Origin of the sequence: Legionella clemsonensis (assembly GCF_002240035.1) — a bacterium.
GTDB classification, from domain to species: domain Bacteria; phylum Pseudomonadota; class Gammaproteobacteria; order Legionellales; family Legionellaceae; genus Tatlockia; species Tatlockia clemsonensis.
Genome location: NZ_CP016397.1, coordinates 392,207 through 417,783, shown reverse-complemented (window position 1 = coordinate 417,783; position 25,577 = coordinate 392,207). Strand labels below are relative to the sequence as shown.

Sequence of the window (25,577 nt, the reverse complement as noted above, 5' to 3'; positions counted from 1 at the left end):
CAGTATCATCTACCCCACACCCTTTATTTCTTAAGTTTAAGTTTTATGAAAATTAGCAAACTTCGCACTCAATGGATAATTTTTTTGTCAGTTCTCTACACTGCGAGTGCCTGTTTAAAATCTATTATCAAACATTTTACAGGTAGCACAAGTCGAGCCTGGGTTGATAAGACAATTCACCAGTGGACTGATAATTTACTGAATTTAGTGGGCGTAAAATGCAAAGTAATTAATCCTTATAGTGTAGAGCCCAAACAGGGCGAAGCAACCATTATTATGTGTAATCACAGTAGCTTGTATGATATTCCCCTTAGCTTTAAAGCCTTTCCCAATCATTCCATTCGTATGTTGGCAAAAAAAGAATTATCAAAAATTCCTATTATGGGTAAAGGCATGATGGCAGCTGAGTTTCCTTTCATCGATCGAAAAAATAGGCACCAAGCCATTAAGGATTTGGAAGCTGTGCGCAAGCTGCTAGAAAGTGGTATTGTTATGTGGATCGCTCCTGAAGGAACTCGCTCCAGAAGTGGCAGGCTTGCTACTTTTAAAAAAGGAGCATTTATTACGGCAATTGAAGCCAAAGCAATCATTATCCCTATTGGCATTCGTGGTGCTTATGATATTTTGCCAGCAAAAACCACCCAAATTAATATTAATCAAACCGCCGAAGTGCACATTGGGAAGCCAATTGATGCCTCACAGTATACTATTGAAAATAAAGATGAACTGGTAAATCGAGTGCATGACTCCATCAAAGAATTAGTTGGTGAATCAGAGAGTTAATGCTTAAACCCGTAACCTTGAGGCTCTGCGGTGATAACAGCCGCCAGACCTATATGCCTGGGATCGGAGGCTGCAGTAATCAAATTGGTCTCTTTATCCCAAGTAATCGCCTGCATATCACCATAATACTGCTTTAACGCCATTAATTTATATCCCATTTTTTTCAGGTCAATCTGCAACTGAGGAGAAAAAGTTTCCGGCTCAAATTGCAGCCAGTCTGGCAAATATTGATGATGAAAGCGCATGGCGGAAACCATCGATATAGCACCTTGATAATTATAAAATACCAAAGATGCTAATAGAACCATTGTGGGAATACGACTTCCTCCAGGTGTCCCAACAATTGCAACGCGACCCGGCATTTCAAGAAACGTGGGCGTCATGCTGGAAACCGGCCTTTTACCTGGAGCAATACTATTTTTTTCACTGCCAACAATGCCGAAAATATTCCTTGAACCAGGCTTAATTGAGAAATCATCCATTTCGTCATTGAGTAATACACCAGTACCACCAGCAACCACACTGGAGCCGAAAATAAAATTTACCGTAAGTGTTGCAGCAACCCGATTACCTTCCCGGTCTAAGATTGAAATATGCGTAGTATGTTTTTTGTCTGTAGATTCTATTTTTTCCTGAAAACGCTCACTGGGCGTTGCTTTATCTCTAAAAATCAAAGTGCGCAACTGTTTGGCATTTTCTGCAGACAACAACTTGTCAAGCGGTACTTTAACAAAATCGGGATCCGCTAGTGCCTGCTCACGCTGCCAAAATGAAAGTCGCATGGCTTCTGTCACATAATGCACCCATTGCACTTTTGATAATGTCTGTAAAGAGTAATCTGATAAAATATTTAACATCGTAATTAATGCTACCCCCCCTGCAGAAGGGGGTGGTGCGGTAATAATGAGCATGTTATGATAAGCACTTTGCAAGGGTTCACGAACTTTTATTTGATAGTTAGCTAAATCATCCAGAGTCCAAACTCCTCCAGCAGCACGTACTGCTTTCACTAACTGCTCAGCCACTTGTCCACGATAAAAACCATCATGCCCCTTATTGGCCAATACCCGCAGAGTTTTGGCTAAATCAGGTTGTTTCAACTGCTCGCCCAATTGATACGGTTGATTATTATGCAAAAAAACAGCCGCAGTATCGGGAAAATGACGCAGCATTTGTAAACGATCTGCCATGGTTGAGAAATAATTGAATTGATAATCAACCGCAAAGCCTTCTTCGGCAAGACGAATAGCAGGAGCCAATGATTTGGATAAAGGAAAACGGCCAAAATGCTCAGCAATATAGACTAAAGCAGCTGGTTCTCCTGGTATGGCAGCAGCCAGTCCGCCATTAAGAGATAAACCAGGTACTGGTTTACCCCCTGCATCAAGAAACATATCTTTATGGGCTGCTAAAGGGGCTGTTTCACGACTATCTATAAAACTATTTTTTTTATTTTTCTCTTCGTACAACAACCAAAATCCGCCCCCACCCAAACCTGAATGATAAGGGGCTACCACAGATAAAGCAGCTGCAACTGCAATTGCAGCATCAAAAGCATTGCCACCAGCAGCAAGAATTTCCAAACCGGCATTGGTAGCCAGTGGATGGGCACTTGCAACGGCATAAGCTGAAGGCGTAGACGCGTATTGTGCAGCATTTACTGTACCCGTTATTATTAGTATGAGCAGTAAAATCTGATGCACTTTCATAAAGTTAATTTCTCTGATGAAATGCTCTCTCAACAGAGGAGGGTACAAATTGCGATACATCCCCGCCAAGCTGAGCAATTTCTCGAACTAAGGTTGAGGAGATAAACAGGACATGCTCAGAGGGAGTAAGAAACAGAGTCTCAATATCCTTTGAGAGTTTTCGATTCATCCCTGCCAATTGAAATTCATATTCAAAATCATTCACAGCACGTAATCCACGTAAAATAATACCGGCTTTTTGCTCCTGCACAAAATCAATTAACAAGCAGTCAAAGCCTATCACTTCAACACCCGGCAAATTTCCCAAAGCTTCCTTGATGAAGGCTATTCTTGTTTCAAGAGGAAAATAGGGACGCTTAGTCTCGTTACTTGCTACAGCAACCACTAACTCGGGAAATATTTTTGCAGCCCTTGTAATGATGTCGATATGACCGTTAGTAACAGGATCAAAAGTGCCGGGATAGACTGCTTTATGTTTCATAATATACCATAGGGGATGTAACTTATGGCAGTCTATCGTATTGCGCGGCGAAAAACTATTGCCAGAATAAATTCTTAGCTTTTCAAAGGAAATTTTTTAACTTGCAGGCTATCATAAGATCTGATACCCACGGAAAACGGAATTAGGAGATGCAATGAATGCTATCAAATTAACTTTATTGGGCTCAATTCTGTTAGCTGCCTGTACCCCTCGTCCCACTACGGTGGATGCTACGTCTTCTTATTATACCCCTAGGATAGCGGCTAAAGCAGAGACAAATGATATCCCTAAGAGAGCAGCTAAAGCAGAGACAAACGTACTAGCATCTACGCCAGCAACAGATCCTGTATCAACGACAGCAAATACTGAAAAGCTAGATAATAATCAGAAAAAAGCTACAAAAACTGCCGCAGAAGCGAATGTTTCTCCAGCAGAAACTGCAAAAATAGCTGCCACGTCCTCTGCTAGCGCCATTACTTCCTGGGAAATTTCAGGTGCAATGGCAGCTCGTAGTAAAAGTAAGGGGTGGAATGCCTCTGTGAATTGGCTACAGCGAGGAATGAGTCACTATCAAATTCGTTTATTTGGTCCTTTAGGAAGTGGGACGGTTTTAATTAACAAAAAAGGGGGACTTGTCACTCTGCATGATGGTCCTAAAACGGCTTCTTCTTCAAATGCTGAGGAATTGCTAAAACGGCAAACAGGGATTCGTTTGCCTGTCAATAATCTTTACTATTGGGTTAGGGGTTTGCCAGCACCAGGTCATGTGCAATCTGCAAAACGTGATTCCGCCAATCATCTTCTGGTTTTAAAACAAAGTGGATATGTCATTGATTATGGCCAGTACACTTCCGTGGGAAAAGCTGTACTTCCCAGTGTAATTCGATTACAAGGAAATGGGGTATTTATAAAACTTGTCATTAAGCGCTGGAGGATCTAAGCTTATCTTTAAATAATATCCAGGCACTGAATTTCAGGCCTGGATATTTCAATTGGGAAACTTCTATATTAGGGCATGTTGTTCACGATTTTAAGAATTCGACTTGAAACAATCCAGCAAAAATTGTTTGACAAGACCTTAAATAGTTTGCACAATACGCACGTTTGCAGCAATGCATGTTCAAGGACGATTAAGAAGAATCTACAACTTATTGGGGTGTCGCCAAGCGGTAAGGCACAGGGTTTTGATCCCTGCATACCTAGGTTCGAATCCTAGCACCCCAGCCACAATCTTGTTGATTCAAGTAAACAGACGGCAGAAGATACCCGGGAAGGATGCGTTCACCGGATCGCTCAAATAATAACTATATCTTTCTGGCTGTCTTCTGCTATGTGTTTAAGTTACCTGATTAACTAAATCAAAGGTTTTTTGCACATGTCGACAATGATGATCTTTACCGGCAATGCTAATCCAGAGCTGGCCCTTAAAATAGCTTCACACTTACAGATTCCTATCGGTCAAGCGTCCGTAGGCACTTTTAGTGATGGTGAAACCATGGTTGAAATACTTGAAAATGTTCGTGGTCGCGATGTTTTCATTATTCAGTCTACCTGCTCACCAGCCAATAATAACCTAATGGAACTGATGATTATGGCTGATGCTCTGAGACGTTCATCTGCGGGACGCATAACAGCCGTAGTTCCCTATTTCGGCTATGCCCGTCAAGATCGACGTGTGCGTTCAGCTCGTGTTCCTATTACCGCCAAAGTGGTTGCAGACATGATGGCTTCTGTCGGAATTTGTCGTGTTCTTACTGTCGATTTGCATGCCGACCAAATTCAGGGTTTTTTCTATATGCCTGTTGATAACGTCTACTCAACACCAATCCTGCTAGAAGATATAAAGCAACAAAACCTTTGCAATCTAATGGTTGTTTCACCCGATGTCGGTGGAGTCGTACGTGCCAGAGCCATGGCCAAACAACTTAATGATGCCGATTTGTCTATCATCGATAAAAGACGCAGTGGCCCCAATAAATCAGAAGTAATGCATATTATTGGTGAGCCTACTGGCAGACATTGTATAATCATTGACGACATTGTTGATACTGCAGGAACACTATGTTCAGCAGCCTATCAATTGAAACAAAATGGGGCCAGCAGTGTTCGTGCCTATATTACTCATCCCGTTTTATCTGGTCCTGCTGTAGACAACATTACCAACTCTTCATTGGATGAGGTAGTCGTCACTGATACGATTCCTCTCTCAGACGCAGCAAAATGCTGTAAGAAAATTAGAGTGGTGAGTCTTGCTGATATGTTGGCGCAAGCAATAAAGCGTGTCAATGTTGAAGAATCTGTCAGCTCTATGTTTGCCGAATAACCGCTGGGTTTTTCAATCCAGCAGTCGGTAAGGCTAACATCCAATCAAAAAATTGTAGGGTGTGTCGTTTCGACCCAACAAGAACTCACTCGTAACCTCAAAAAATCACTTCACCTACATGAACACAAAAAATACTTACCCATTAATTTGAGAACTACCTTAGAAGATTTAAACTTCTTGCTGCAAATTACCGAATCCAAAATCTACGTTTTTTTTGCAAAACTTATTTAATACAGACAATAGTGAGATCATGGATAAAAAAAGGGAAGATAATATCCTCCCCCTTCTTGCCTTCTAAGCAAAATTAATCTCTTGTACCAACGTATTTATCGTCAAAATAACGACGTAGCTTAGTTCTTAACGTTCCTCTGCTAATCCCAAGCATTATTGCTGCACGTGATTGGTTATATTTGCAATGTTCCATAACAGCACGAAACAATGGTGTTTCAATCTCTTCAAGAACAAATTGGTACAGATCAACAGGATCAGTTCCCTTGAGCTCGGCGAAATATTTCTGCACTGATTGAGTCACGCTCTCTGCCAGTGACATGGTAGCATCCCCAGCTTCATTACTGATTGTTGTCATTCTTATTAACTCCTCCTTTAAAAACGAGCATATTACCGAATCAACTAATTCCTGACAAGCCTAGAATCAAATTTGATTTAAAATCAGGAACAAGCCAGAAGCCATGATAAACATGGCTCAGGTAATGATTTTCCTTTGCTTTATTAAAATTTCATCATTTCAGGTCTATAAGGCTTACCATTAATCATTAATTGTCCTTGATTAAGGCTAACTTCAATTACATAATCAGTACCTTGTTGAGCCAATACACCATTTTGCACTAACGTTGCCAGCTGTTTATCAGCTAAAGCAACAGCCTGTTGAGAAACATCCGTTGAGTTAGCAGCTGCTTGCGCTGTAGCATCTGGATTACTCTGGGGCTGTATTTGCTGAGCAACATTTTGCTGATCATTTTGCTGGTTATTTTGCTGAGGTGCCATCATTTTTTGTTTGATGGATTCAGTAACCAGCTCTTTGACTACTATTGTTGGCATTTTTAATTTTCCATTGCCTTGTATTTTTTGTATTAACTCAAATGGATTACCCATTTCACCTTTCGGTAGAGAGACCATCAGATTACCTTCAACAGTCCCCTGAGGCATTACGAAATTCATTTCAGTAATTTCGAACTCAGCCCCTTTACTGAATAACTTCGGTAATTCAGGTAACATGGCCAGCATTGCACGTTGGCGCTCTGTTTCTGTACCCTGTTGCACTTGTTGTGCTTGTTGGTTCAATTTTGCCAAAGCATCGGCATCAAGATTGCGGATAGCAACTTCCAGATTTCCTGGACCGTAAGTTTTACCATTGGCTACTATTTTCTCGACTGAAGTCTTAACATGAGAGCTAAATAATCCATCTTCTATGCCAGAATCAGAGTGAATATCAAATTGTCCTAATTCAAACAACTTTTTATCACTATCCATTACAATAAACGATGGAAAAGATAAGCTCGCGTCACCCAGGAATAATCCTCTATCCGTCCTATGGAGATTATATTCGCTGGTAACAGCAGACATTTTTGTATTAACTTGGTCTTTCCTGAAAGTCAATCCTTCAATCGTGATGTTACCCCCAACTCTATCAAGATCAGAAGAGACATTTGTTGAAGTGGACATTCCCATCCATTCAAAAGTTGCATTCCCATCTTTGGCAAATAATTTGAAAGCTGGCACAGACATATCGATGCTGCTGTTGCCAAGATAATTTACAAAGAAGTTAATAACCACGTTGGGTTGTGTTGATTGATTGGTAAATAAACTATTAAATTGCTCTACATATTCCGCAGGCATAGTCAAATGGGTATGAGCATAACCTAAGCCAAATTTTACTCCTTGCTTAGAAAATATGACTGGGCCATGATAAATGGTAAGAGGCATCAGTATCTTATAATCTTTTGCTGGGATTGCTTGAGTTTGGCCATTGCTCTGAATAGTCTGCTCTGGAACATGAACGCGCCAATCGAATTTGGCTTTAGAAGTAAACCAACCGCGATCATATTCAACAATCTTAGCAGCCAGTCCATTTGATCGATTCACAAAATTAAGGCTTTCTTTAACTTTCTGTTCAGTAAGATAACCCATACCATAATAAGAACCGAGGACTAGAACGGCTAGAATCACCACTAATCCTATGAATTTTTTCATATTATCTCCGTGTTAATGTTCGCCCCTATAACTAATATCATCTCAGACGAGAGGCACCGTCCTAATTAAAACACGAGATTCACTCACTAGCCAAGCCATTACAAAAAAAATTCATAGTTACAGCAAGTTATTACAGTTTACGTATGGGTTGGCAATAAGTTTCTTTTACCATAAGTGCTAAAATTAGAGCCACTAAAGAACACAAAGGCAAAATTTTTAACCCAGCCTGGAAATCGGAAAGTAATAATGCCTCAAGGTTATAGGCGCGAGAACCTGCAGTCAGATCAACCAAGCGGCCGACCAATGGCTGCATTAACGCACCGACGAAAATTGAAATCATATTGGTAAAAGCAATGCCAGTACCTACTACATTATTTTCACAAATTTCTGTGGATACAGCATACGCTATAGCCACACCGGTATTCGTCACACCAAAAATAAAAAAGATAAAATAGGCGAAGGTTTGATCCATGGTGGGATAAAACACAAATAATGAGGTTAGAATTACTCCACTGATGGCAGAGAAAATCATTAAGGGTTTTCTGCGTCCCATTTTATCAGATAACCAGCCTGATAGAGGGCCACTTATTCCCCAACCAATAAAAATTAATCCTGTCGCAAAAGCTGCTGCATGTGCTGTTAAACCACGGCCATATTGCAAATAGGCAGGTCCTATCGCTTCACCAATCACAGCAGTCGGACCGAATAAAAAACCTGCGTAAAGGGCATTAATCCAAATTTGACGATGGGATAAAACAATGCGCAAACTATTAAGAATACTGATTCCTGGCGCAGATTTCATTTCGTGGCGCTTAATACCAGGCTTATCTTGAACAAATTGATAAAGAAGTCCAGCTAAAGCAATAAATAAAAAGGCAATAATAAGCATGCTGTGTCGCCAACCTACATTAGCAACCAAAAATGAAACCGGTGCTTCTCCTGCCGCTGCCCCCAACATCCCTAAAGCTTGTGTCAACCCAGCCAATAAACCCAGCATGGCAGGAGGAAACCAGGAGGTTGCCAAACGCAAGGCACTAACAAATGCAAAAGCTGCGCTGAAACCAATTAACATACGCCCCACAGACGCCATTGCCAAGCCATCTGCAAGACCAAACACGCCACAGCCTAGTGCAGTTATCAGCGACATTACTGTTAATATTGCTCGGATACTCACGCGATCAACGGTAAGTCCTACCGGAATTTGCATGAGAATATAGGGAAAATAAAAAGAGGCTGTTAAAATGCCAAATCCCGCTTCATTAATACCAAAAGCAATTTGTAAGCTGCGGTGCATTACCCCCGGAGCCACTCGTGCCATATAATCTGAAAAATAAAAGGCTGCTGCTAATCCCCAGACAATCCAGGCAAAACCTAATTGATTAACACGACCCTCTTTTTCACTCCGAGACATTGCTATCATATTCATAAATTCACTCTGTTACCGTTTCCATCCTGAAGACTTGAACTAATAAAATTTGCATTAAAACAGTAGGTTGGTCATTAAATTGGCAAAATCAATCCTACATTATACTGCTACCGACAATTATTTCAACACATTGCTCGATCTGGAACTTAAAGAGAGCCTGGTCTCCGAGAGCACTATAAATTTTCAATAATTTGCTCGCAACTCAGTATTTAATGATTTGAATGCCTTCTGCCGTGTAAATACGTCAAACCATGCAAAAAAGACGATGCTGCCTATTATGAGCTACAGTAATTAGGCTTTTTATTGGCTATACTACTAGTTTTTAATTTGGTCATACAATGAACGAACTTGAACAAGCTATCAAAAATGCATTAGACTCCTCAGGAGGCAATGTGGAAGCCAATAAAGCTTACCTTGAGTTTATTAAGGCAAATTTTATTATTCCTATTGATAAACGCTCAAATCCGGAGCAACCGGAAGTACTTTACCTTCAAGACAATGATCAAGTATTTTTGCCCGTTTTTACGAATAAAAATTATCTGGATCAATGGGCTCAGGAAATTCGTAATGACATTCATTTACTGCGTTTGTCTGGCATTGATTTATTAAAAGGTCTAGGGGAAGGCGTTACCGTCTGTTTAAATATTGGTAGTTCGTTGTATAAGGAATTTAATCCTGCAGAATTAGCTAGAATGCGCAGTATGGTCTTAAAATTGTTTAAATAAAGTTGTAATTTAAATATTCTAGATTCGCGATAAGATCGCGTCTCTAGAATACTTACTCAATGATAAGTGGTCATGCTATTCATCTAGGCTACTAAATCCAAAACCTGATAGCCTACCACAGCCGTTGCGGCAATAGCGCCGGTAATTTTTAGCACCTTGGAAAGAAAGCTGGGACTTACCTTATTACTCAAAGCGTTATAAGTGTAATCATTCGCTGCTTCTTTTTCATTAACTTCAGGTTCCAGTAACAGTTCCGCCAGCTCATAAAGTGGTTTTTCACCATAAAAACCAGCCCACCACCCTTCAGCCCACTGATCATATTCCGCACTACCGGATTGATAGGGATTAGCATCTTCACTAATCTCTGCCAAAGCACACTCATAACCGTAAGCATAACATTCTTCAAGGTTTGGATGTTCGATGTTAAAACGCAATTTAATGTGTGGTAACAACGCATTTTTTCTACTCATATTGATACCCTCTCTTTTAGCGTCTGCGCAATCATGTCGCTATTCAATTTCCTAAACGGAAGTGTTCCTTCTAAACATGATTCACACTTCACTTATCCCTCATTCTACGCCTCGTAACCTAGACCTACCTTCTTGTATAACTTTTTTACTCTTTCTTGACAAATTAACAACTTCCAACAAACCCTGAATTTGATAATGCATTTATGGTGCCAAACGATAATAAATCCATTTACCTTTTTTTCTGTGGTAATAAATTCTATCGTGCAAGCGATTATTTCGCCCTTGCCAAAACTCTATCTCATCAGGAAGCACCCTATATCCACCCCAGTTGATAGGACGAACAACAGGCTCCTGGCCGTGTTCTGCTATTAAACGATTTAAAGTGTCCTCCAATATTTTTCGATTATTAATTGGTCGACTCTGAGCAGAAACTATAGCACTTAATTGGCTAGTGAGAGGTCTTGAAGCAAAATAATCGTCCGATTGCCGCTTACTTGTTTTTTTAACTCGTCCTCGAATACGAACCTGGCGCGCCATTTGCGGCCAGTAAAAATTTAAAGCAGCATAGGGGGTTTGGCTTAGTTGCAGAGACTTAGTACTTTGATAATTGGTATAAAATATAAACGCCTCTTCTTCTAATCCTTTCAATAAGACTATTCTGGAATCTGGATAACCTTTATCATCCACGGTTGAAAGAACCATAGCGGTTGGATCACTTTTCTCCACTGACAACACTTCTTCAAACCATAATCTAAATTGCTCTATTGGTGAATCTGGCAAACTTTCTTCTGATAAAACCAACTCACCGTACTCTCGACGGATATCCGCCAGCGTTTTCCAGTTATTCATTTTTTAATCCATTTTAATCATAAAATACTAGGTAATATGTAAAAACAAATTCTTACACAGAGGAAGAAATTTTTCACATTAATTAATGTTTTCTTAATAATTATCCTATAGTATTAGAACGCAAGAAAATGCCCATTTTAATAGCAGAATGATAGACAGGTATCTAAAGCTACTCGATAATTTCAAAGAAGAAGATATCGCCACCTTTTTGAAAAATTTAAGGGAAAAAATCATTTTTACCCTTCAGGGACCTTATTTCAGCAGCAAGACCACCTGCTTTTTCACCCATCCTAATGAGGATGGTGAACCATTTACCAATTTTGACTCAGAGCCGAGACAAATTGTTCAACTTAAACAAGTTATCAATGCTCTTTATCATGCCCAATTAGCGTTTGAAGATCTACAGTCTGTTAATTTAAGAAATGGCGATAAGAAATTTCAAGACTTAAAAAAACTCTATTATAAAACTATTGAACATGGTTATAAGGCAAGCTATTTATTAACGCATCTTGATATTGATTTTCATGAGCTATTTCGTAGTGAAATCCAACAAATATGGCAATTTCTGGCTCCTATAAAAGCATTTGCTGATTCGCATAAAGAGAGTGCGATTGAGTTTTCTTCTGTATTGAAAAATTATCCTACTGGATATAAAGCTGGTGTAATAAGCGGTACTGCTATTGCACAAATGAAACCCAATGATGGCAATTATGACTATGATTTTCTGGCCAATTTCGGCGCAGTTTTGCCAGGCTATATCCAGCAATTAACCACCTACATTCAACATTATGGGCCGCAGATTTCTACCTATCAACCTACGATAGATAAAGCAAAACTTGATGAATTGCAGGAGCAAGCATTCCGACTATTGAATTCAATTGAAAATCTGCAAAGCGACGATATTTTTATTTCTTTTAAAACTCTCAATTATATAAAAATAATTCGCGAAATTATTAATTTATCAATGAGCAGCCTAGAACAAATAGGTTATGCAAATGACTCTTCGCAAGCGGTCATTCGCCATAATATGAAACGGCTAAAATATGAGTTACTCCCCGAATTATTTAGCATTGTCGATCGCCTGGAAGACGAGGGTTTACTAAATCCAGGCACACTTTCACAACCCATGATGGCTCAAATTAAGCCTTTTTATGAATTGATGGCGTTCTATGCGGCAAAATTTGCTGATTTTTCTGCAGAGGGTGAAGAATTACTAACGATTGAAGACGCCCAATTTATAGATAAGCGTCTTGAAAAAACAAGACAGCGCATATCCGTTGCAAATTGGAATTTAACAACACAAATCGCTGCTCAAACAGCACTAAATAATTTTTTTGCCATTATTGAGAACCCACAGTATGCAGCTTACTCTCTGTTAAACCTTCCGCAAACAGAAAAAGATACTTTAAAGAAAGAATTTAACTTTTTACTTCCCTACATTAAGGTTATTGATTCTGAATTATCAAATGTCATTATAAGAGACTTGACCTCAGCAAATAGCTATACTCGTAATTTACTAAGGCCATGGCATTGGTTAACAGGTACTGCAGGTCCGGTTGCAGTAACTAGTTTGATTCCGTTAAAAGTAAAACTGCAAACTGCATTAGCAAAAGAGCGCGCGACTCAGGAACTTCATATCGAGCTGAATAAAGACATCATTAATTATGTCGAAAATTATTCAGAGATGGATATTTATCCTTATCAAAGCAGGCCAGAGCTTACTTGTTTTGATGAAGCAAAAATTTTAGAGATAAACCCTACTGCGCCAGAACATCAGCATCTTCAATTTAGCAAGGATAGTGAAAATGTATGGATAACCCATCATGAAGCGCTGACTTTTACTCAGGCTAAAACATTAGCTCATTATTACGAAAGAAAATGTTTACAGTTAGATGAAGCTCGAACCGCATTGCATTCATTTTTATCCTTCCTTGTTGCGGAAAAACACCCAAAGATAAATATTGATGCAATAAAACTACAGTTACGTCGTTGGTATAGCCTGTTTCAACCTTATTTGGTAGAGAATCTCTTTTCCAGTGAAAAAGCAAAAAAGCAAGACGCAGTAATGGTTGAATTTTTAAGTGGAAAACCTTTGCTTGGGCAGCAAATATCAAAACTGGATAGGGCTGTTGATTACTCTACAGACAATTTTACTCACTCAGTTTCGACACTATTTGAGCGCCTATTCACAGAAGAGGATATTATCTTCGTTTTAGCACAGTTTGAGAGTTTAATTGCTCTGACCCAAGAAAGAGCGAAGGTTTATAGCAATCGTGCACAGCAGAAATATATTGCGGATGTTCAATCTCGAGAGCTGCATCCAGATATTAATACGGATAAGCGAGCTAATTTTGTTTTAAAACATACCCTCTATTCTCAAACTGTGGCAGCTTATCGTTCTTCTTTATTTGAATTAACAAAAGCTTTTAATACCTCATTAAGAGTAAAATTGCAACCAGCAGAAAAAGGCATGCCCTTTCCGGAAATGGAAGATCAAGAATTGGCTCGACTTGAAATTCATCAAGCTGTGGCGGTAAAACGTTTTTTTAATAGTTTATATCATCTTGAGCAAATTTGTATTCAGCTTGAAAGTCTAGATCAAAAAAGTAGTCAGTCTCTTTACGTTTACCACCTCATACAGGCTAAAAGCCATATTGATGAATTAGTTAGTCACGCCAAGGCATTAGTCAATGATCCGCATTTGTCTTTATTTGCAACCGAATTAAAAGACAAAGCATTAGCTCTCTATAAAGTCTTTACGGTTCAACAAAAAAATTATGCCGTGAGCAGTGAAGAGGTTGAGTTAACAAATCCAAAATTTCAAGGAAAAGCTGTCAAATACAGTGGCTTATGGTATGCTCTGCGCAGCTTTATGTTAATACCTGAACACATTAAAGCAGCTACGCAGCATGAAGAATTAACTGCTGAAATGATAGCAAGGGTGGATCAACGTACAAAACAGGCAGCACTCAATATCGAAGCGATTATTGAAAGCTCTGACTCTTATTTTCGACTATTTCTGCAAACGCCGACCATGTACCGCCTTTATAAAGAACTAAAGGCCAAGCTTGAACAATTTACCCATCTTTCTCACACCGCAGCTATGGATCATTTAGAAGAACTTAGCCATGATCTTTTCGTCCGCATATTAATAACCACTGATGAATGGGAAGATAAACTTGGGTTAAAGCCAGGATTACTGGCAGATCCAATGAAAGCGGTGTTGGATGAATTTCATAAAGGTTTGCTTGAAAATCTCAATTTAAACTCTCAAGAGCACTTGGCTCTTTTAAGTTCACTGGCACCAATAAACTATCGCATGGAAGCTGCTAAACGTCGAAAACAAGCAGCGGCTGCCCTCCTCAAAGGAGATGACGCCTTAAACACCAATATCGAAAATCTAGAGATTAATAAGGAGCGTCTATTAAAGCTTTCACTTAGCAGCAAAATTCGCTTACTCCAATTGTTTCTAAAGGAAGTGAATGAATACCATAATTATCACCGTATATTACCGGCTTCACCTCTCATCCAACACATCAATAAAATCCGTTTAACGAAGCTGTATAAAATATTACAACCTCTTCTTTTGTCAGAACAGAAACGCTTGGGCTTAAAAGCCCAACCAATAGCAACACAACACTACACTATTGAAATTCTATTGCAAGAAATCCCTCTTCCTGCCATACAAGAGGAAGTAAGACAGAAGGAAGAGCAAGAAATAGAAGTAAGTGAGAGCGAGGAGAAGGAAGAATTTCAATTAGATGAGGAAGGCTATCTTATTGAATTTAAGTCTGATAAATTCATAGCAAGAGAAGATGGCACACTTGAAATGGAGTTGGATAGGTTTTCTCCCATTGAAATAGGCTCCCCGAATGAAGAGATCTCTACTGCAAAACAAAAGCCTGATGAATTAAAAAACATTGTCTACATAGCCAATGCTGTGCTCAATCATTATCAAGGGTACAAGAATTCTCTCGAATTTGAAATTGCCACTGCCGATGAAAAATTGGCTTATCTTGAGGAATGCGTAGCCATTCAAGAAAAAGAAAGTGAAAAACTCAGGTTTGAATACACGGAAAAGGCTTTCGCCTGTGAACTTGAGCGGTTAACCTCAAGATACATCGGTCTCTATCACACACGAGCAGAATATAATTCAGCCTTGCAAAGTTTTCTACAAGCCCATGCGACTGCAATTATTGAACAGTCTCAATATACACAAGACATCAATGCTAAAGTAAAAAAATTATTGGATGCCAAAGCAGAAGAATTTGATCAGACCAATAAAACAAAATTTACACAACTTGAGGCTGTGATGAATGCTTTGGCACAGTTCGATAGCTATTTTGGTAAAGCGACCGAAACAGTTCATCAAAGCGATGGCGTGGAAACAAGAATCAAGAAGAATTTATTTTTTGAAACTGAGTCTACCTTACGAGCCAAAATTAGATTAATTGATAATTTGACCACTATAGTTCATAGCAAAGACACCGTCGAAAAACGTTTGGCTGATATTAAAGCCGAAATAAAAAAGCCTTCTTTTGTAGCTACTATGTTAAAACATCGTCATTACAATACCTTCAGTTTTGCCTGGATTGCACAATGCTTTATTTCTTTACTCTCGGCCCTGCATCTTTATACTCCCAAATATAAAGTGCTTTTTCAGCGTCTTGAAGAAGCAGCTGCAAAAGCGACTACAGCAGAATCTTTAACTGCTATCCCCGTTCATGCAGCTACTAATCGCTTTGGTATATTTGCACCAATTGATTCTAATCCTGTTGTTACTGATGCTAGCGTTTCTGCACCAAGTAATGAACTATCTGCTAATCCAATTACTGTTCCTTAATAAACTATTAGCCAGCTTCATTCTGAAAGCGGACATATTAGGACACATCGAGAAAGAACGTACAGGAAATAGTGCTTAGTGCCACATTCAGGAGATCCTTCAAGCGACGATGTCGCTTTCAGGATGACGTCGGAGGTTTTGGAGTTAGCTACCTTTCGTCATTCTGAACGCAGCGGGGCTGCATGAAGAATCTCTTGAATGTGGCACAATTGCTCAATGTCTTTTACAATCATTCGTTTTGAAGTATGCATGCATTTATTTTATTTTTGGCAGGATTAATAATGAGCACTTGCGCACAAGCCCTGGAAATCGTTGCGATTGAACAAAAACAATTTACGTCGATGCTAAAAACACCAGCCCAACCCGTTACTTTTCCTCTGGATGCAGAAAATCGACTTCTAATCCAAAAAATGAAAGAAAAATTGTTCCAATTAGGTGGCGTAGGTTTGGCAGCACCTCAAGTTAATTATAGTAAACAAATAATTGCTATTTACATTCCTGAAGAAGCAGCACTCCTGAGAAATCATGTAAAACCTATGCATATTCTGCTCAATCCTAGCTATCAGGGGATAGAAGCCGAGGGTTTTTATAATGATTTTGAAGCCTGTTATTCCGTTTCAAGCCGCGCAGGCAAGGTTCCCCGGTATCAACAGATACAGCTTAGGTTTTATGACGAAAAAGGAGACCGGCATCAGACGATAGAAACTGGATTTTATGCGCGTGTACTACAACATGAAATTGATCACCTTAATAGTTTACTGATAACCGATCGCCTAACCGCTGACTGCATCCAGGGAAGTGTTGAAGAGATAATGGCTTTACGTCGTGCTGAATTATCCGATGAGCAGAAGGTGTTATTTGATGAAGTAATCAAGAGAAAACTTAAAGAAAAATAATCCTAGGACATTGCCAAGAGAAATGCAGATTGTATCACTCTTTTATTAAAGACCATACACCAAAGCGCATGGTCTGACATAATTGTTCTATGCCGATATTACCAACCGGTAACCTCAGCAATCGCATCACCTAAATCAGCAGGTGAGCGTACTGTTTTAACGCCAGCAGCCTCAAGAGCGGCAAATTTTTCTGCAGCAGTTCCTTTACCGCCAGAAATAATTGCGCCAGCATGTCCCATACGTTTACCAGCAGGAGCCGTAACACCGGCAATATAAGAGACTACGGGTTTTTTGACCTGTGATTTAATGAATTCTGCCGCTTCTTCTTCCGCAGAACCGCCAATTTCCCCGACCATGATAATGGCTTCTGTTTGTGGATCTTTTTCGAAAAGTGCTAAAGCGTCAATGAAACTAGTGCCTGGGATAGGATCACCTCCTATTCCAATACAAGTACTCTGGCCAAAACCTTTATCGGTTGTTTGTTTAACCGCTTCATAAGTTAAAGTACCGGAGCGAGACACAATACCCACTTTACCTGGCAGATGAATTGAGCCTGGCATAATGCCGATTTTGCACTCTCCAGGTGTAATAATACCAGGGCAATTAGGACCTATCAGACGAGCTTCAGTATTGTTTTCCAGATAAACTTTCACAGCAAGCATATCAAGAACAGGCACACCTTCTGTGATGCAGACAATTAACTTAATGCCTGCGTCTGCAGCTTCAAGAATAGAATCTTTGCAAAATGGCGCAGGGACATAGATAACTGACGCATCAGCACCTGTTTCTTTAACAGCATCACAAACCGTATTAAATACGGGTAGCCCTAAATGGGTCTGGCCGCCTTTTCCCGGTGTAACGCCACCCACCATACGAGTCCCATAAGCAATTGCTTGTTCTGAATGAAAGGTACCTTGTTTACCAGTAAAACCCTGGCAAATTACTTTTGTTTGTTTATTAACTAATACACTCATTGTTAGCCTCAAATTGAAGTTCAGAGGCTTCCCATCATTATCAATTGGAAGCCTTCTTATGTTAATTAGGCGACTGCTGCCACAATCTTCTTCGCCGCATCAGTCAAACTGTTTGCTGCGATAACGTTTAAATCACTTTTATTTAAAATATCAGCGCCCAATTGAGCATTATTCCCTTCGAGGCGCACTACGACAGGAACTTTCACGTCTACTTCTTTAACAGCCGCAATAATACCTTCAGCGATTAGATCACAACGAACAATGCCACCAAAAATATTCACTAAAATGCCTTTAACATTTTTATCAGAGAGAATAATTTTAAATGCCTCACTAACACGTTCTTTAGTAGCACCGCCACCAACATCTAAAAAGTTTGCAGGTTCACCACCATGTAATTTAATGACATCCATAGTAGCCATAGCAAGACCAGCTCCATTCACCATGCAGCCGATTGTACCATCCAAAGGAATATAATTTAATTCCCAGTCAGTCGCTCTATTTTCACGCTCATCTTCCTGTGTCGCATCACGCATACCTTTCAATTTAGGCTGACGATAAAGCGCGTTGCCATCGACATTAACTTTGCCATCCAAACAAAGCAAACGTTCGGTTTTGGTAACCACCAATGGATTAATTTCAAGAAGACTTAAGTCACACTCTACAAACATTTTACCCAGAGCAATCATTAGTTGCGTAAATTGTTTAATCTGTTCATCCGTTAAGCCTAATTTAAAGCCTACTTCACGACATTGAAAAGGCATCACTCCTACAAGCGGATCCACAATCACTTTGAAAATTTTCTCAGGGGTTTCATGGGCAACTTTTTCAATTTCAACGCCACCCTCTGTAGAGGCCATAATAACAACGCGACGAGTTGCTCTATCGACAACAGCTCCCAAATACAATTCACGGGCGATATCACAAGTTTCTTCAACCAATACCGCATTCACTGGTTGTCCCTTCGCATCGGTTTGATAAGTTACCAGTCGTGTACCTAGCAATGATTTAGTAACAGTAGCCAATTCGTCTTTGGTAGACACCAATTTTACACCTCCAGCCTTGCCTCGACCACCAGCATGAACTTGTGCTTTAACCACCCATCGTGGTGTCGACAACTGAGTAGCAACTTGTAGTGCATCTTCTACACTATAAGCAACTTGGCCATTTGGAACTGGCAGCCCGTAACTGGCAAACAATTGCTTTGCCTGGTATTCATGTAAATTCATCGTTAGCACCCTTTAAAAAGCAAGACCCGTCAATGCGGGTCTTGCGGTTAAACTTCATTGAAATTAAACATTTAGCAGTAATCGAGAGGGATCCTCAAGTAATTCCTTGACACTTACTAAAAATTGTACTGATTCTCTACCATCAATTAAACGATGGTCATAAGATAAGGCGACATACATCATGGGACGAATCACTATTTGCCCTTTTTCTACAATCGGCCTCTCCTCAATCTTGTGCATACCCAAGATACCTGTCTGAGGAGGATTAATAATTGGTGTTGCTAACAAAGAACCAAATACCCCACCATTGGTAATGGTAAAGGTTCCACCTTGCATTTCCTCCATGGACAATTTACCTTGTCTGGCACGATTGGCCGAATCAGCAATTGATTTTTCAATATCAGCCATACTCATTTGATCGGCATCGCGAAGCACAGGAACCACCAAACCACGCTCAGTGGATACAGCAATACCGATGTCATAATAACCATGGTAGACAATATCTTGATCGTCAATTGACGCATTGACCGCTGGAAACCGCTTCAATGATTCGACTACAGCTTTGGTGAAAAATGACATAAACCCTAATTTAACACCATGCTTTTTCTCAAAACTATCTTTGTATTGAGCACGTAAATCCATCACCGCTTTCAAATTAACTTCATTGAAAGTCGTTAACATAGCTGCATTATGTTGGGCCTGTACCAAGCGCTCTGCTATTTTGGCACGCAATCTAGTCATGGGAACACGTCGTTCTTCGCGTTCTCCCACTGAGACTGGCTGAGGTTGTTTACCCGGAGTAGATTTTGTTGTTTTCTCTCGATTAGTTTCGATATAAGCAATCACATCTTCTTTAGTGATTCTGCCATCTTTCCCTGAGCCTGAAATTTGCCCAGGTTGTAAATTATGCTCGGCGAGCATTCTCCTTACAGCAGGACCCACTGCTTTCTCCTCAGCATTAGCAGCAGGCTCGTCTTTAGCAGTTGCTTTTTCTTCCTTGACTGGCTGCTGATCTTTCTGGGCAGAGGCTCCAGCCTCGATTTTGGCTAAAATCTGTGCTGACTCAACAGTATCTCCTTCCTTAAAAAAAATTTCTTTGAGAACACCATCGGCAGGAGCAGGTACTTCAAGAACAACTTTATCCGTTTCCAAATCCAGGAGATTTTCATCACGAGTGACCATATCACCCACTTTTTTATGCCAAGCGGCTATAGTGGCATCTGCTACCGACTCAGGCAAGGCAGGTACTTTAACTTCAATAGACATGGTTATACCTTCTTTTGTTATATTATTTTACTCAGTTAATCTAATAACGCCTGCTCAACTAATTCTTGCTGCTGCTGTGCATGTAGTATTGGACTGCCAACTGCAGGCGCTGCAGCAAACTCTCTTCCTGCATAGCTTAAAGATTGATCACCGTTTAAGCAATCTTTCATGTTATGTTGAGATGAAAACCATACTCCTTGATTCTGAGGTTCTTCCTGACACCAAATCACTTTTTTCGCATGAGGAAATTCATTAAGTGCCTGAATCAGCGCTTTCTTAGGGAAAGGGTAAAGCTGCTCAATGCGAATAATAGCGACATGATTGAGTTTATCATCACGACGTTTTTGTAACAGATCATAATAAACCTTGCCGCAGCATAACACTATCTTGGTTACTTTATTTGCATCCAGTTCATCGATTTCAGGAATCACTGTTTGGAATTGACCTTTCGTTAACTCCTCCAATGACGAAACTGCCAATTTATGACGCAATAAACTTTTGGGAGTCATTACAATCAATGGCTTGCGAAATTTACGTAACATTTGTCGTCGTAGCATATGAAACATTTGTGCAGGCGTTGTTGGTGTGCAAATCTGGATATTGTGCTGGGCACATAACTGCATGAATCGCTCTAGTCGCGCCGAAGAATGCTCAGGCCCCTGACCCTCATAACCATGAGGAAGTAACATAACAAGTCCGCACAAGCGTCCCCATTTTTGTTCTCCTGAGCTTATGAATTGGTCAATAACCACTTGCGCACCATTAGCAAAATCTCCAAATTGCGCTTCCCACAATACCAGTGAGGCAGGTTCGGAGGACGCATAGCCGTATTCAAAAGCCAGAACTGCCTCTTCAGAAAGTACGGAATCAATAACAACCACTGGCTTGTGTGGATCGGCGACTGTTTTTTCCAAAGGCACACAGGTTTCGCCCGTCTGAACGTCATGTAAAACAGCATGACGATGAGCAAAGGTTCCTCGACCAGAATCTTGACCAGAGAGACGAACCCCATAACCTTCATTTAATAAACTGGCATAAGCCATGGTTTCAGCATAGCCCCAGTTCATGGGAAGTTCACCAGTCGTCATTTTTTCACGCTCAGCCATAAGACGCTTCACTACTGGATGAAGCTCAAAACCTTTTGGCAAATCAAGAAGCTTTTTTGACAAGTTTTTCAATGTTGTTAATGAAATGGTGGTATCTACCTTGTCAGTCCATTTGGCGTTAATGTAAGGAGACCAATCAATAGAAATTTTGCCCTCATAATCGCCTTGTACAATATCAACAACAGCTTGTCCCTTGTCTAATTTGTTCCGGTAAGCCTCTATCAGTTTCTCCACGTCTTGTTGTGTGGTTAACCCTTGATTAATGAGTGCATCTGCATAAATTTCACGTAAAGGGCGCATCGATTTAATTTTTTTATACATGGCAGGCTGAGTCACAGAGGGCTCATCAGCCTCATTATGACCATGGCGGCGATAACACACGAGATCCACGACTACATCACGTTTGAATTTCATGCGGAATTCAAATGCAATTTGTGTAGCAAAAACAACAACTTCAGGATCATCACCATTAACATGAATAACAGGTGCCTGCACCATTTTTGCCACATCCGTGCAGTATAAAGTTGATCGTGCATCCAATGGATTACTGGTGGTAAAGCCAATTTGATTGTTAATAACAATATGAATAGTTCCACCTGTAGAATAACCGCGTGCTTGTGAGAAATTAAACGTTTCCATGACCACACCTTGACCTGCAAAAGCAGCGTCACCATGGATAACAACAGGTACTACTTTATCCTTTTTCTCAAGGTCATCACGCCGACGCAACCTGGAACGGGCTGAGCCTTCCACCACTGGACCTATGATCTCCAAATGAGAAGGGTTAAAGGCTAATGCTACATGTACAATAGCATTGTTTTCCGTGCGCAAATCTGAGGAAAAACCCATGTGGTATTTAACATCCCCAGTACGTTCAGATTTAACTTTTCCTTCAAACTCCTGAAATAATTGATTGGGCTCTTTACCCAACACATTCACTAATACATTCAAGCGACCACGATGGGCCATACCAACAACAAGTTCTTTAACTGCATTAGCACCGCCAAGACGTATCAGCTCTTGCATCATGGGAATGAGAGAATCTCCCCCTTCAAGAGAAAATCGTTTTTGTCCTACGTAGCGTGTACCCAAGTAACGCTCAAGCCCATCAGCAGCAATTAAGTCTTTCAAGATATTAATCTTTTTAGCCTTGGTGAAATTAGGCCGACCACGAACGGGCTCTAATTTTTGCTGTAACCAATCGGTTTCTTCGTTGTTAGAGATATGCATGTATTCAATGCCAATACTACCACAATAGGTATCTCGAAGCGCCTGATAAATTTCGCGCAATGGCATCTGTGAGCCATTAAAATACTTACCTGCAAAAAATCGACGATCCATATCGGCTTCGCTGAGTTGATGGTAACTTAATTCAAGGCTAGGAACATGAATTCGCTCGGCCATTTCCAAGGGGTCTAATTTGGCAGCATGATGGCCATGAGCCCGGTAGGCATTGATTAGGTGAGCAACCTGATACTGTTGGCTATCTTCTGAAACAGCAATTGGCATTCGCTTTCGTTGTGCATTTTCCAGGAAATAATCCCGAATGTCACGATGTGAAACATCTTTTGCTGTACCATTAATTTTGGGAAGTGCATCAAAGGCTTTACGCCAATCTGCTGGTACAGAATCAGGATCTGCCAGATAGTCTTCATATAAACCATCAACATAGGCCATGCTTCCACCTGATAAATAGGAAGAAGCCCATTGCTTTTGCAGGTCACTACCACTCATATTTTGTCTCCAAAGGACGTACTTGCCATTTACAAGTACCAGAAATCTATCAAGTCTCTTGAGTCAGCATTTGCTTGCGAATATCGGCAATTGCTTGTGTCGGATTGAGTCCCTTCGGGCAAACATTCGCACAATTCATAATTGAGCGACAACGAAATACACTGAATGGATCCTGTAATTTATCCAAACGGTGTTGTGTAGCTGTATCCCTGCTATCTGCCAGGAAGCGTCGCGCTTGCAAAAGGCCGGCTGGTCCTACAAATTTATCCGGATTCCACCAGAATGAAGGACAAGAGCTAGTACAGCAAGCACATAAAATACATTCATACAAGCCATCAAGTTGAGCTCGTTCTGCAGGAGATTGCAGACGCTCACGAGCAGGTGCAACTGTCTCATTTTGTAAATAAGGTTCTATGCGCTCATATTGCTGGTAAAATTGGGTTAAGTCCACCACCAAATCTCGCACCACTGGAAATCCCGGCAGTGGCCGGATCACAATTTTTTCCGTTTTTAGCTGTGAAAGAGAAGTGACGCAGGCCAAACCATTCGTACCATTAATGTTCATACCATCAGAGCCACATACTCCTTCACGGCAAGAACGTCTGTAGGCTAAAGTAGGATCTTGCTCGGCCTTAATCCGTTCAAGCAAGGTTAAGAGCATGGGATCACTTTTGGCCGGGATTGCTATCTCATAATTCTGCATATAAGGCTCAATATTTGCCTCTGGATTATATCGATAAATAGACAGGCTCAGATTTCTTATGTCAGCCACGGTATATCCTCTCTAGTAAACGCGTTCTTTAGGCTCAAATGCCTTCACATATTTAGGTGATGTATTCACAGGCCGGAAATCAATAATATCACCTAGCTCGAAATACAGTGTGTGCTTAATCCAGTTTGCATCATCACGATTGGGATAATCTTCTCGACTGTGCGCACCACGACTCTCTGTACGAGAAAGGGCTGAATGTGCTGTCGCACAAGCAGTGGCCATTAAATTATCCAGCTCCAGGGCAGCAATTCGTTCTGTGTTAAAAATTTTACTTTTATCACTCAGCATCGCGTTATTTAAACGTTCACGTAGTGCTTCCAGGCGATGAAGACCATTTGCCATGACCTCACCTGTACGGAAAACTCCAAAGTCCTCCTGCATAACACGTTGCATTTCTTCACGAATAACCGTTGGACTTTCTCCTTCAGTTGAATTTTCCCAACGATAATAGCGTGTCAAAGAAGCCTCCACATCTTCATCAGTAATATAAGGCATATCGGGCAACTGATTGGACTGCCATAGCTCTTCAACATGGAGACCTGCAGCTCGACCAAAGACAACAAGGTCAAGAAGAGAATTTCCACCCAAACGGTTAGCACCATGAACAGAAACACAGGCACACTCTCCGACAGCATAAAGACCCTCAACAATATGTTCGGCGCCATTCTTTTTGGTGAGAACCTGCCCATGCATATTGGTCGGAATTCCTCCCATACTGTAATGGCAGGTAGGCACAACAGGAATAGGTTCGACGATGGGGTCTACACCAGCAAACTTCATGGATAGCTCGCGAATTCCAGGCAGCCGTGATTTGATCAAATCAGCTCCTAAATGATCCAGCTTTAATTTAACATAATCCACGCCTTTAGGATCAAATCCTTTTCCTGCGCGAATTTCCAGCGCCATAGAGCGTGCAACGACATCACGAGATGCTAAGTCTTTAACTCGCGGTGCATACCGCTCCATAAAGCGTTCACCGTCTTTATTAATTAAATAACCACCTTCGCCACGACAACCTTCTGTGACTAAAACACCGGCTCCTGCAATTCCTGTAGGATGAAATTGCCACATTTCCATGTCTTGCAGCGCAAGGCCTGCGCGCAAGGCCATACCAAATCCGTCACCGGTATTAATATGTGCATTGGTGGTAGATTGATAAATCCGGCCAGCACCACCTGTGGCAAGAATACAGACTCGAGTTTGATAAAAAACAATTTCTCCACTCTCAATGCACATGGCTGTAACACCGGCAATGCGGCCGTGAGCATCTTTAACTAAATCAAGCGCATACCACTCACTAAATACATGGGTTTTCGCTCTTAGATTTTGCTGATAAAGAGTATGTAATAAAGCATGGCCTGTTCTATCGGCTGCAGCACAGGTACGCGCTGCCTGCTCACCACCAAAATTTTTGGATTGGCCACCGAAAGGACGCTGGTAAATTTTGCCGTTGTCCATGCGCGAAAAAGGAAGCCCCATGTGCTCAAGCTCATAAACGGCTTCAGGACCAGTTTTACATAAATATTCAATACTATCTTGATCACCAATATAATCAGCACCCTTAACCGTATCATACATATGCCAACGCCAATCATCTTCATCAGCATTTCCCAAAGCTGCCGTAATACCACCCTGTGCTGACACCGTATGTGAGCGTGTTGGAAAAACTTTGGATAATAATGCAACCTTTAAACCTGAATTGGCTAATTGCAATGCAGCACGCATTCCAGCGCCACCTGCACCAATAATTACTGCATCAAACTTATTACGTGCAATTGCCATG

The 25,577-nt window shown here is 40.7% G+C and carries 19 protein-coding genes and 1 tRNA gene; 7 read left to right on the top strand and 13 right to left on the bottom strand.

What is annotated here, in order from left to right:
• Positions 1–45 precede the first annotated feature (45 nt).
• Positions 46–783 (top strand): lysophospholipid acyltransferase family protein, encoded by a 738-nt coding sequence (locus clem_RS01755; protein ID WP_094090039.1) that lies wholly within the window; start codon positions 46–48, stop codon positions 781–783.
• Here clem_RS01755 and ggt read toward each other — a convergent pair.
• On the bottom strand, positions 780–2,492 hold the full coding sequence (gene ggt, locus clem_RS01750; protein ID WP_094090038.1) for a gamma-glutamyltransferase: 1,713 nt from the start codon (positions 2,490–2,492) through the stop codon (positions 780–782). The two genes, clem_RS01755 and ggt, sit on opposite strands and share 4 nt — an antisense overlap.
• Before the next feature lie 4 nt (positions 2,493–2,496).
• Complete coding sequence (coaD, locus tag clem_RS01745; protein ID WP_094090037.1) at positions 2,497–2,973, bottom strand: pantetheine-phosphate adenylyltransferase; 477 nt, start codon at positions 2,971–2,973, stop codon at positions 2,497–2,499.
• Positions 2,974–3,127: 154 nt separating this feature from the next.
• Here coaD and lolB point away from each other — a divergent pair, with 154 nt between their 5' ends.
• The 3 genes from lolB (at position 3,128) to clem_RS01725 (ending at position 5,296) form a co-directional block, all read left to right on the top strand.
• Entirely contained in the window at positions 3,128–3,913 is a 786-nt protein-coding gene (gene lolB / locus clem_RS01740; RefSeq protein ID WP_094090036.1) for a lipoprotein insertase outer membrane protein LolB, read from the top strand.
• Between the two features lie 212 nt (positions 3,914–4,125).
• Positions 4,126–4,200: transfer RNA gene (locus tag clem_RS01735), tRNA-Gln, on the top strand.
• Between the two features lie 148 nt (positions 4,201–4,348).
• Positions 4,349–5,296 carry a ribose-phosphate pyrophosphokinase gene (locus clem_RS01725; RefSeq protein ID WP_094090035.1) on the top strand — a complete coding sequence of 316 codons (948 nt, stop codon included), beginning with the start codon at positions 4,349–4,351 and terminating at the stop codon, positions 5,294–5,296.
• Positions 5,297–5,600: 304 nt separating this feature from the next.
• Here the strand turns inward: clem_RS01725 and clem_RS01720 are convergent, their stop codons facing one another.
• The 3 genes from clem_RS01720 to clem_RS01710 all read right to left on the bottom strand — a co-directional run bounded on the left by clem_RS01720 (position 5,601) and on the right by clem_RS01710 (position 8,933).
• A complete protein-coding gene (locus clem_RS01720; protein WP_045107020.1) occupies positions 5,601–5,882 on the bottom strand; it encodes a helix-turn-helix domain-containing protein in 282 nt (93 codons plus the stop codon).
• 143 nt (positions 5,883–6,025) lie between these two features.
• Entirely contained in the window at positions 6,026–7,507 is a 1,482-nt protein-coding gene (locus clem_RS01715; RefSeq protein WP_094090034.1) for a YdgA family protein, read from the bottom strand.
• Positions 7,508–7,637: 130 nt separating this feature from the next.
• Positions 7,638–8,933: an MFS transporter gene (locus clem_RS01710; protein ID WP_232505523.1), complete on the bottom strand. Its 1,296-nt coding sequence runs from the start codon at positions 8,931–8,933 to the stop codon at positions 7,638–7,640.
• 338 nt (positions 8,934–9,271) lie between these two features.
• Here clem_RS01710 and clem_RS01705 point away from each other — a divergent pair, with 338 nt between their 5' ends.
• Positions 9,272–9,658 carry an SseB family protein gene (locus clem_RS01705; protein ID WP_094090033.1) on the top strand — a complete coding sequence of 129 codons (387 nt, stop codon included), beginning with the start codon at positions 9,272–9,274 and terminating at the stop codon, positions 9,656–9,658.
• A gap of 83 nt (positions 9,659–9,741) precedes the next feature.
• On the opposite strand, the gene clem_RS01700 is transcribed toward clem_RS01705, so the two are convergent.
• Positions 9,742–10,128, bottom strand: coding sequence for a transmission trait enhancer LetE (locus clem_RS01700; RefSeq protein WP_094090032.1), 387 nt, complete (start codon positions 10,126–10,128; stop codon positions 9,742–9,744).
• A 201-nt stretch (positions 10,129–10,329) separates the two neighbouring features.
• Entirely contained in the window at positions 10,330–10,977 is a 648-nt protein-coding gene (gene pdxH, locus clem_RS01695) for a pyridoxamine 5'-phosphate oxidase (protein ID WP_094090031.1), read from the bottom strand.
• 148 nt (positions 10,978–11,125) lie between these two features.
• Between pdxH and clem_RS01690 the strand changes: the two genes are divergently transcribed.
• Entirely contained in the window at positions 11,126–15,820 is a 4,695-nt protein-coding gene (locus clem_RS01690; RefSeq protein WP_094090030.1) for a hypothetical protein, read from the top strand.
• 281 nt (positions 15,821–16,101) lie between these two features.
• Entirely contained in the window at positions 16,102–16,716 is a 615-nt protein-coding gene (locus clem_RS01685; RefSeq protein ID WP_094090029.1) for a peptide deformylase, read from the top strand.
• A 98-nt stretch (positions 16,717–16,814) separates the two neighbouring features.
• Here clem_RS01685 and sucD read toward each other — a convergent pair whose 3' ends face one another.
• From sucD to sdhA, 6 genes are all read right to left on the bottom strand, one after another.
• Complete coding sequence (gene sucD / locus clem_RS01680; RefSeq protein WP_094090028.1) at positions 16,815–17,690, bottom strand: succinate--CoA ligase subunit alpha; 876 nt, start codon at positions 17,688–17,690, stop codon at positions 16,815–16,817.
• A 65-nt stretch (positions 17,691–17,755) separates the two neighbouring features.
• Positions 17,756–18,916, bottom strand: coding sequence for an ADP-forming succinate--CoA ligase subunit beta (gene sucC / locus clem_RS01675; RefSeq protein ID WP_094090027.1), 1,161 nt, complete (start codon positions 18,914–18,916; stop codon positions 17,756–17,758).
• A gap of 63 nt (positions 18,917–18,979) precedes the next feature.
• On the bottom strand, positions 18,980–20,182 hold the full coding sequence (gene odhB / locus clem_RS01670; protein WP_094090026.1) for a 2-oxoglutarate dehydrogenase complex dihydrolipoyllysine-residue succinyltransferase: 1,203 nt from the start codon (positions 20,180–20,182) through the stop codon (positions 18,980–18,982).
• Between the two features lie 35 nt (positions 20,183–20,217).
• Positions 20,218–23,022: a 2-oxoglutarate dehydrogenase E1 component gene (locus clem_RS01665; protein ID WP_094090025.1), complete on the bottom strand. Its 2,805-nt coding sequence runs from the start codon at positions 23,020–23,022 to the stop codon at positions 20,218–20,220.
• 49 nt (positions 23,023–23,071) lie between these two features.
• Positions 23,072–23,794 carry a succinate dehydrogenase iron-sulfur subunit gene (locus clem_RS01660; protein ID WP_094090024.1) on the bottom strand — a complete coding sequence of 241 codons (723 nt, stop codon included), beginning with the start codon at positions 23,792–23,794 and terminating at the stop codon, positions 23,072–23,074.
• A 12-nt stretch (positions 23,795–23,806) separates the two neighbouring features.
• Positions 23,807–25,576, bottom strand: a complete 1,770-nt coding sequence (gene sdhA, locus clem_RS01655) for a succinate dehydrogenase flavoprotein subunit (protein WP_094090023.1) — start codon at positions 25,574–25,576, stop codon at positions 23,807–23,809.
• Position 25,577 lies beyond the last annotated feature (1 nt).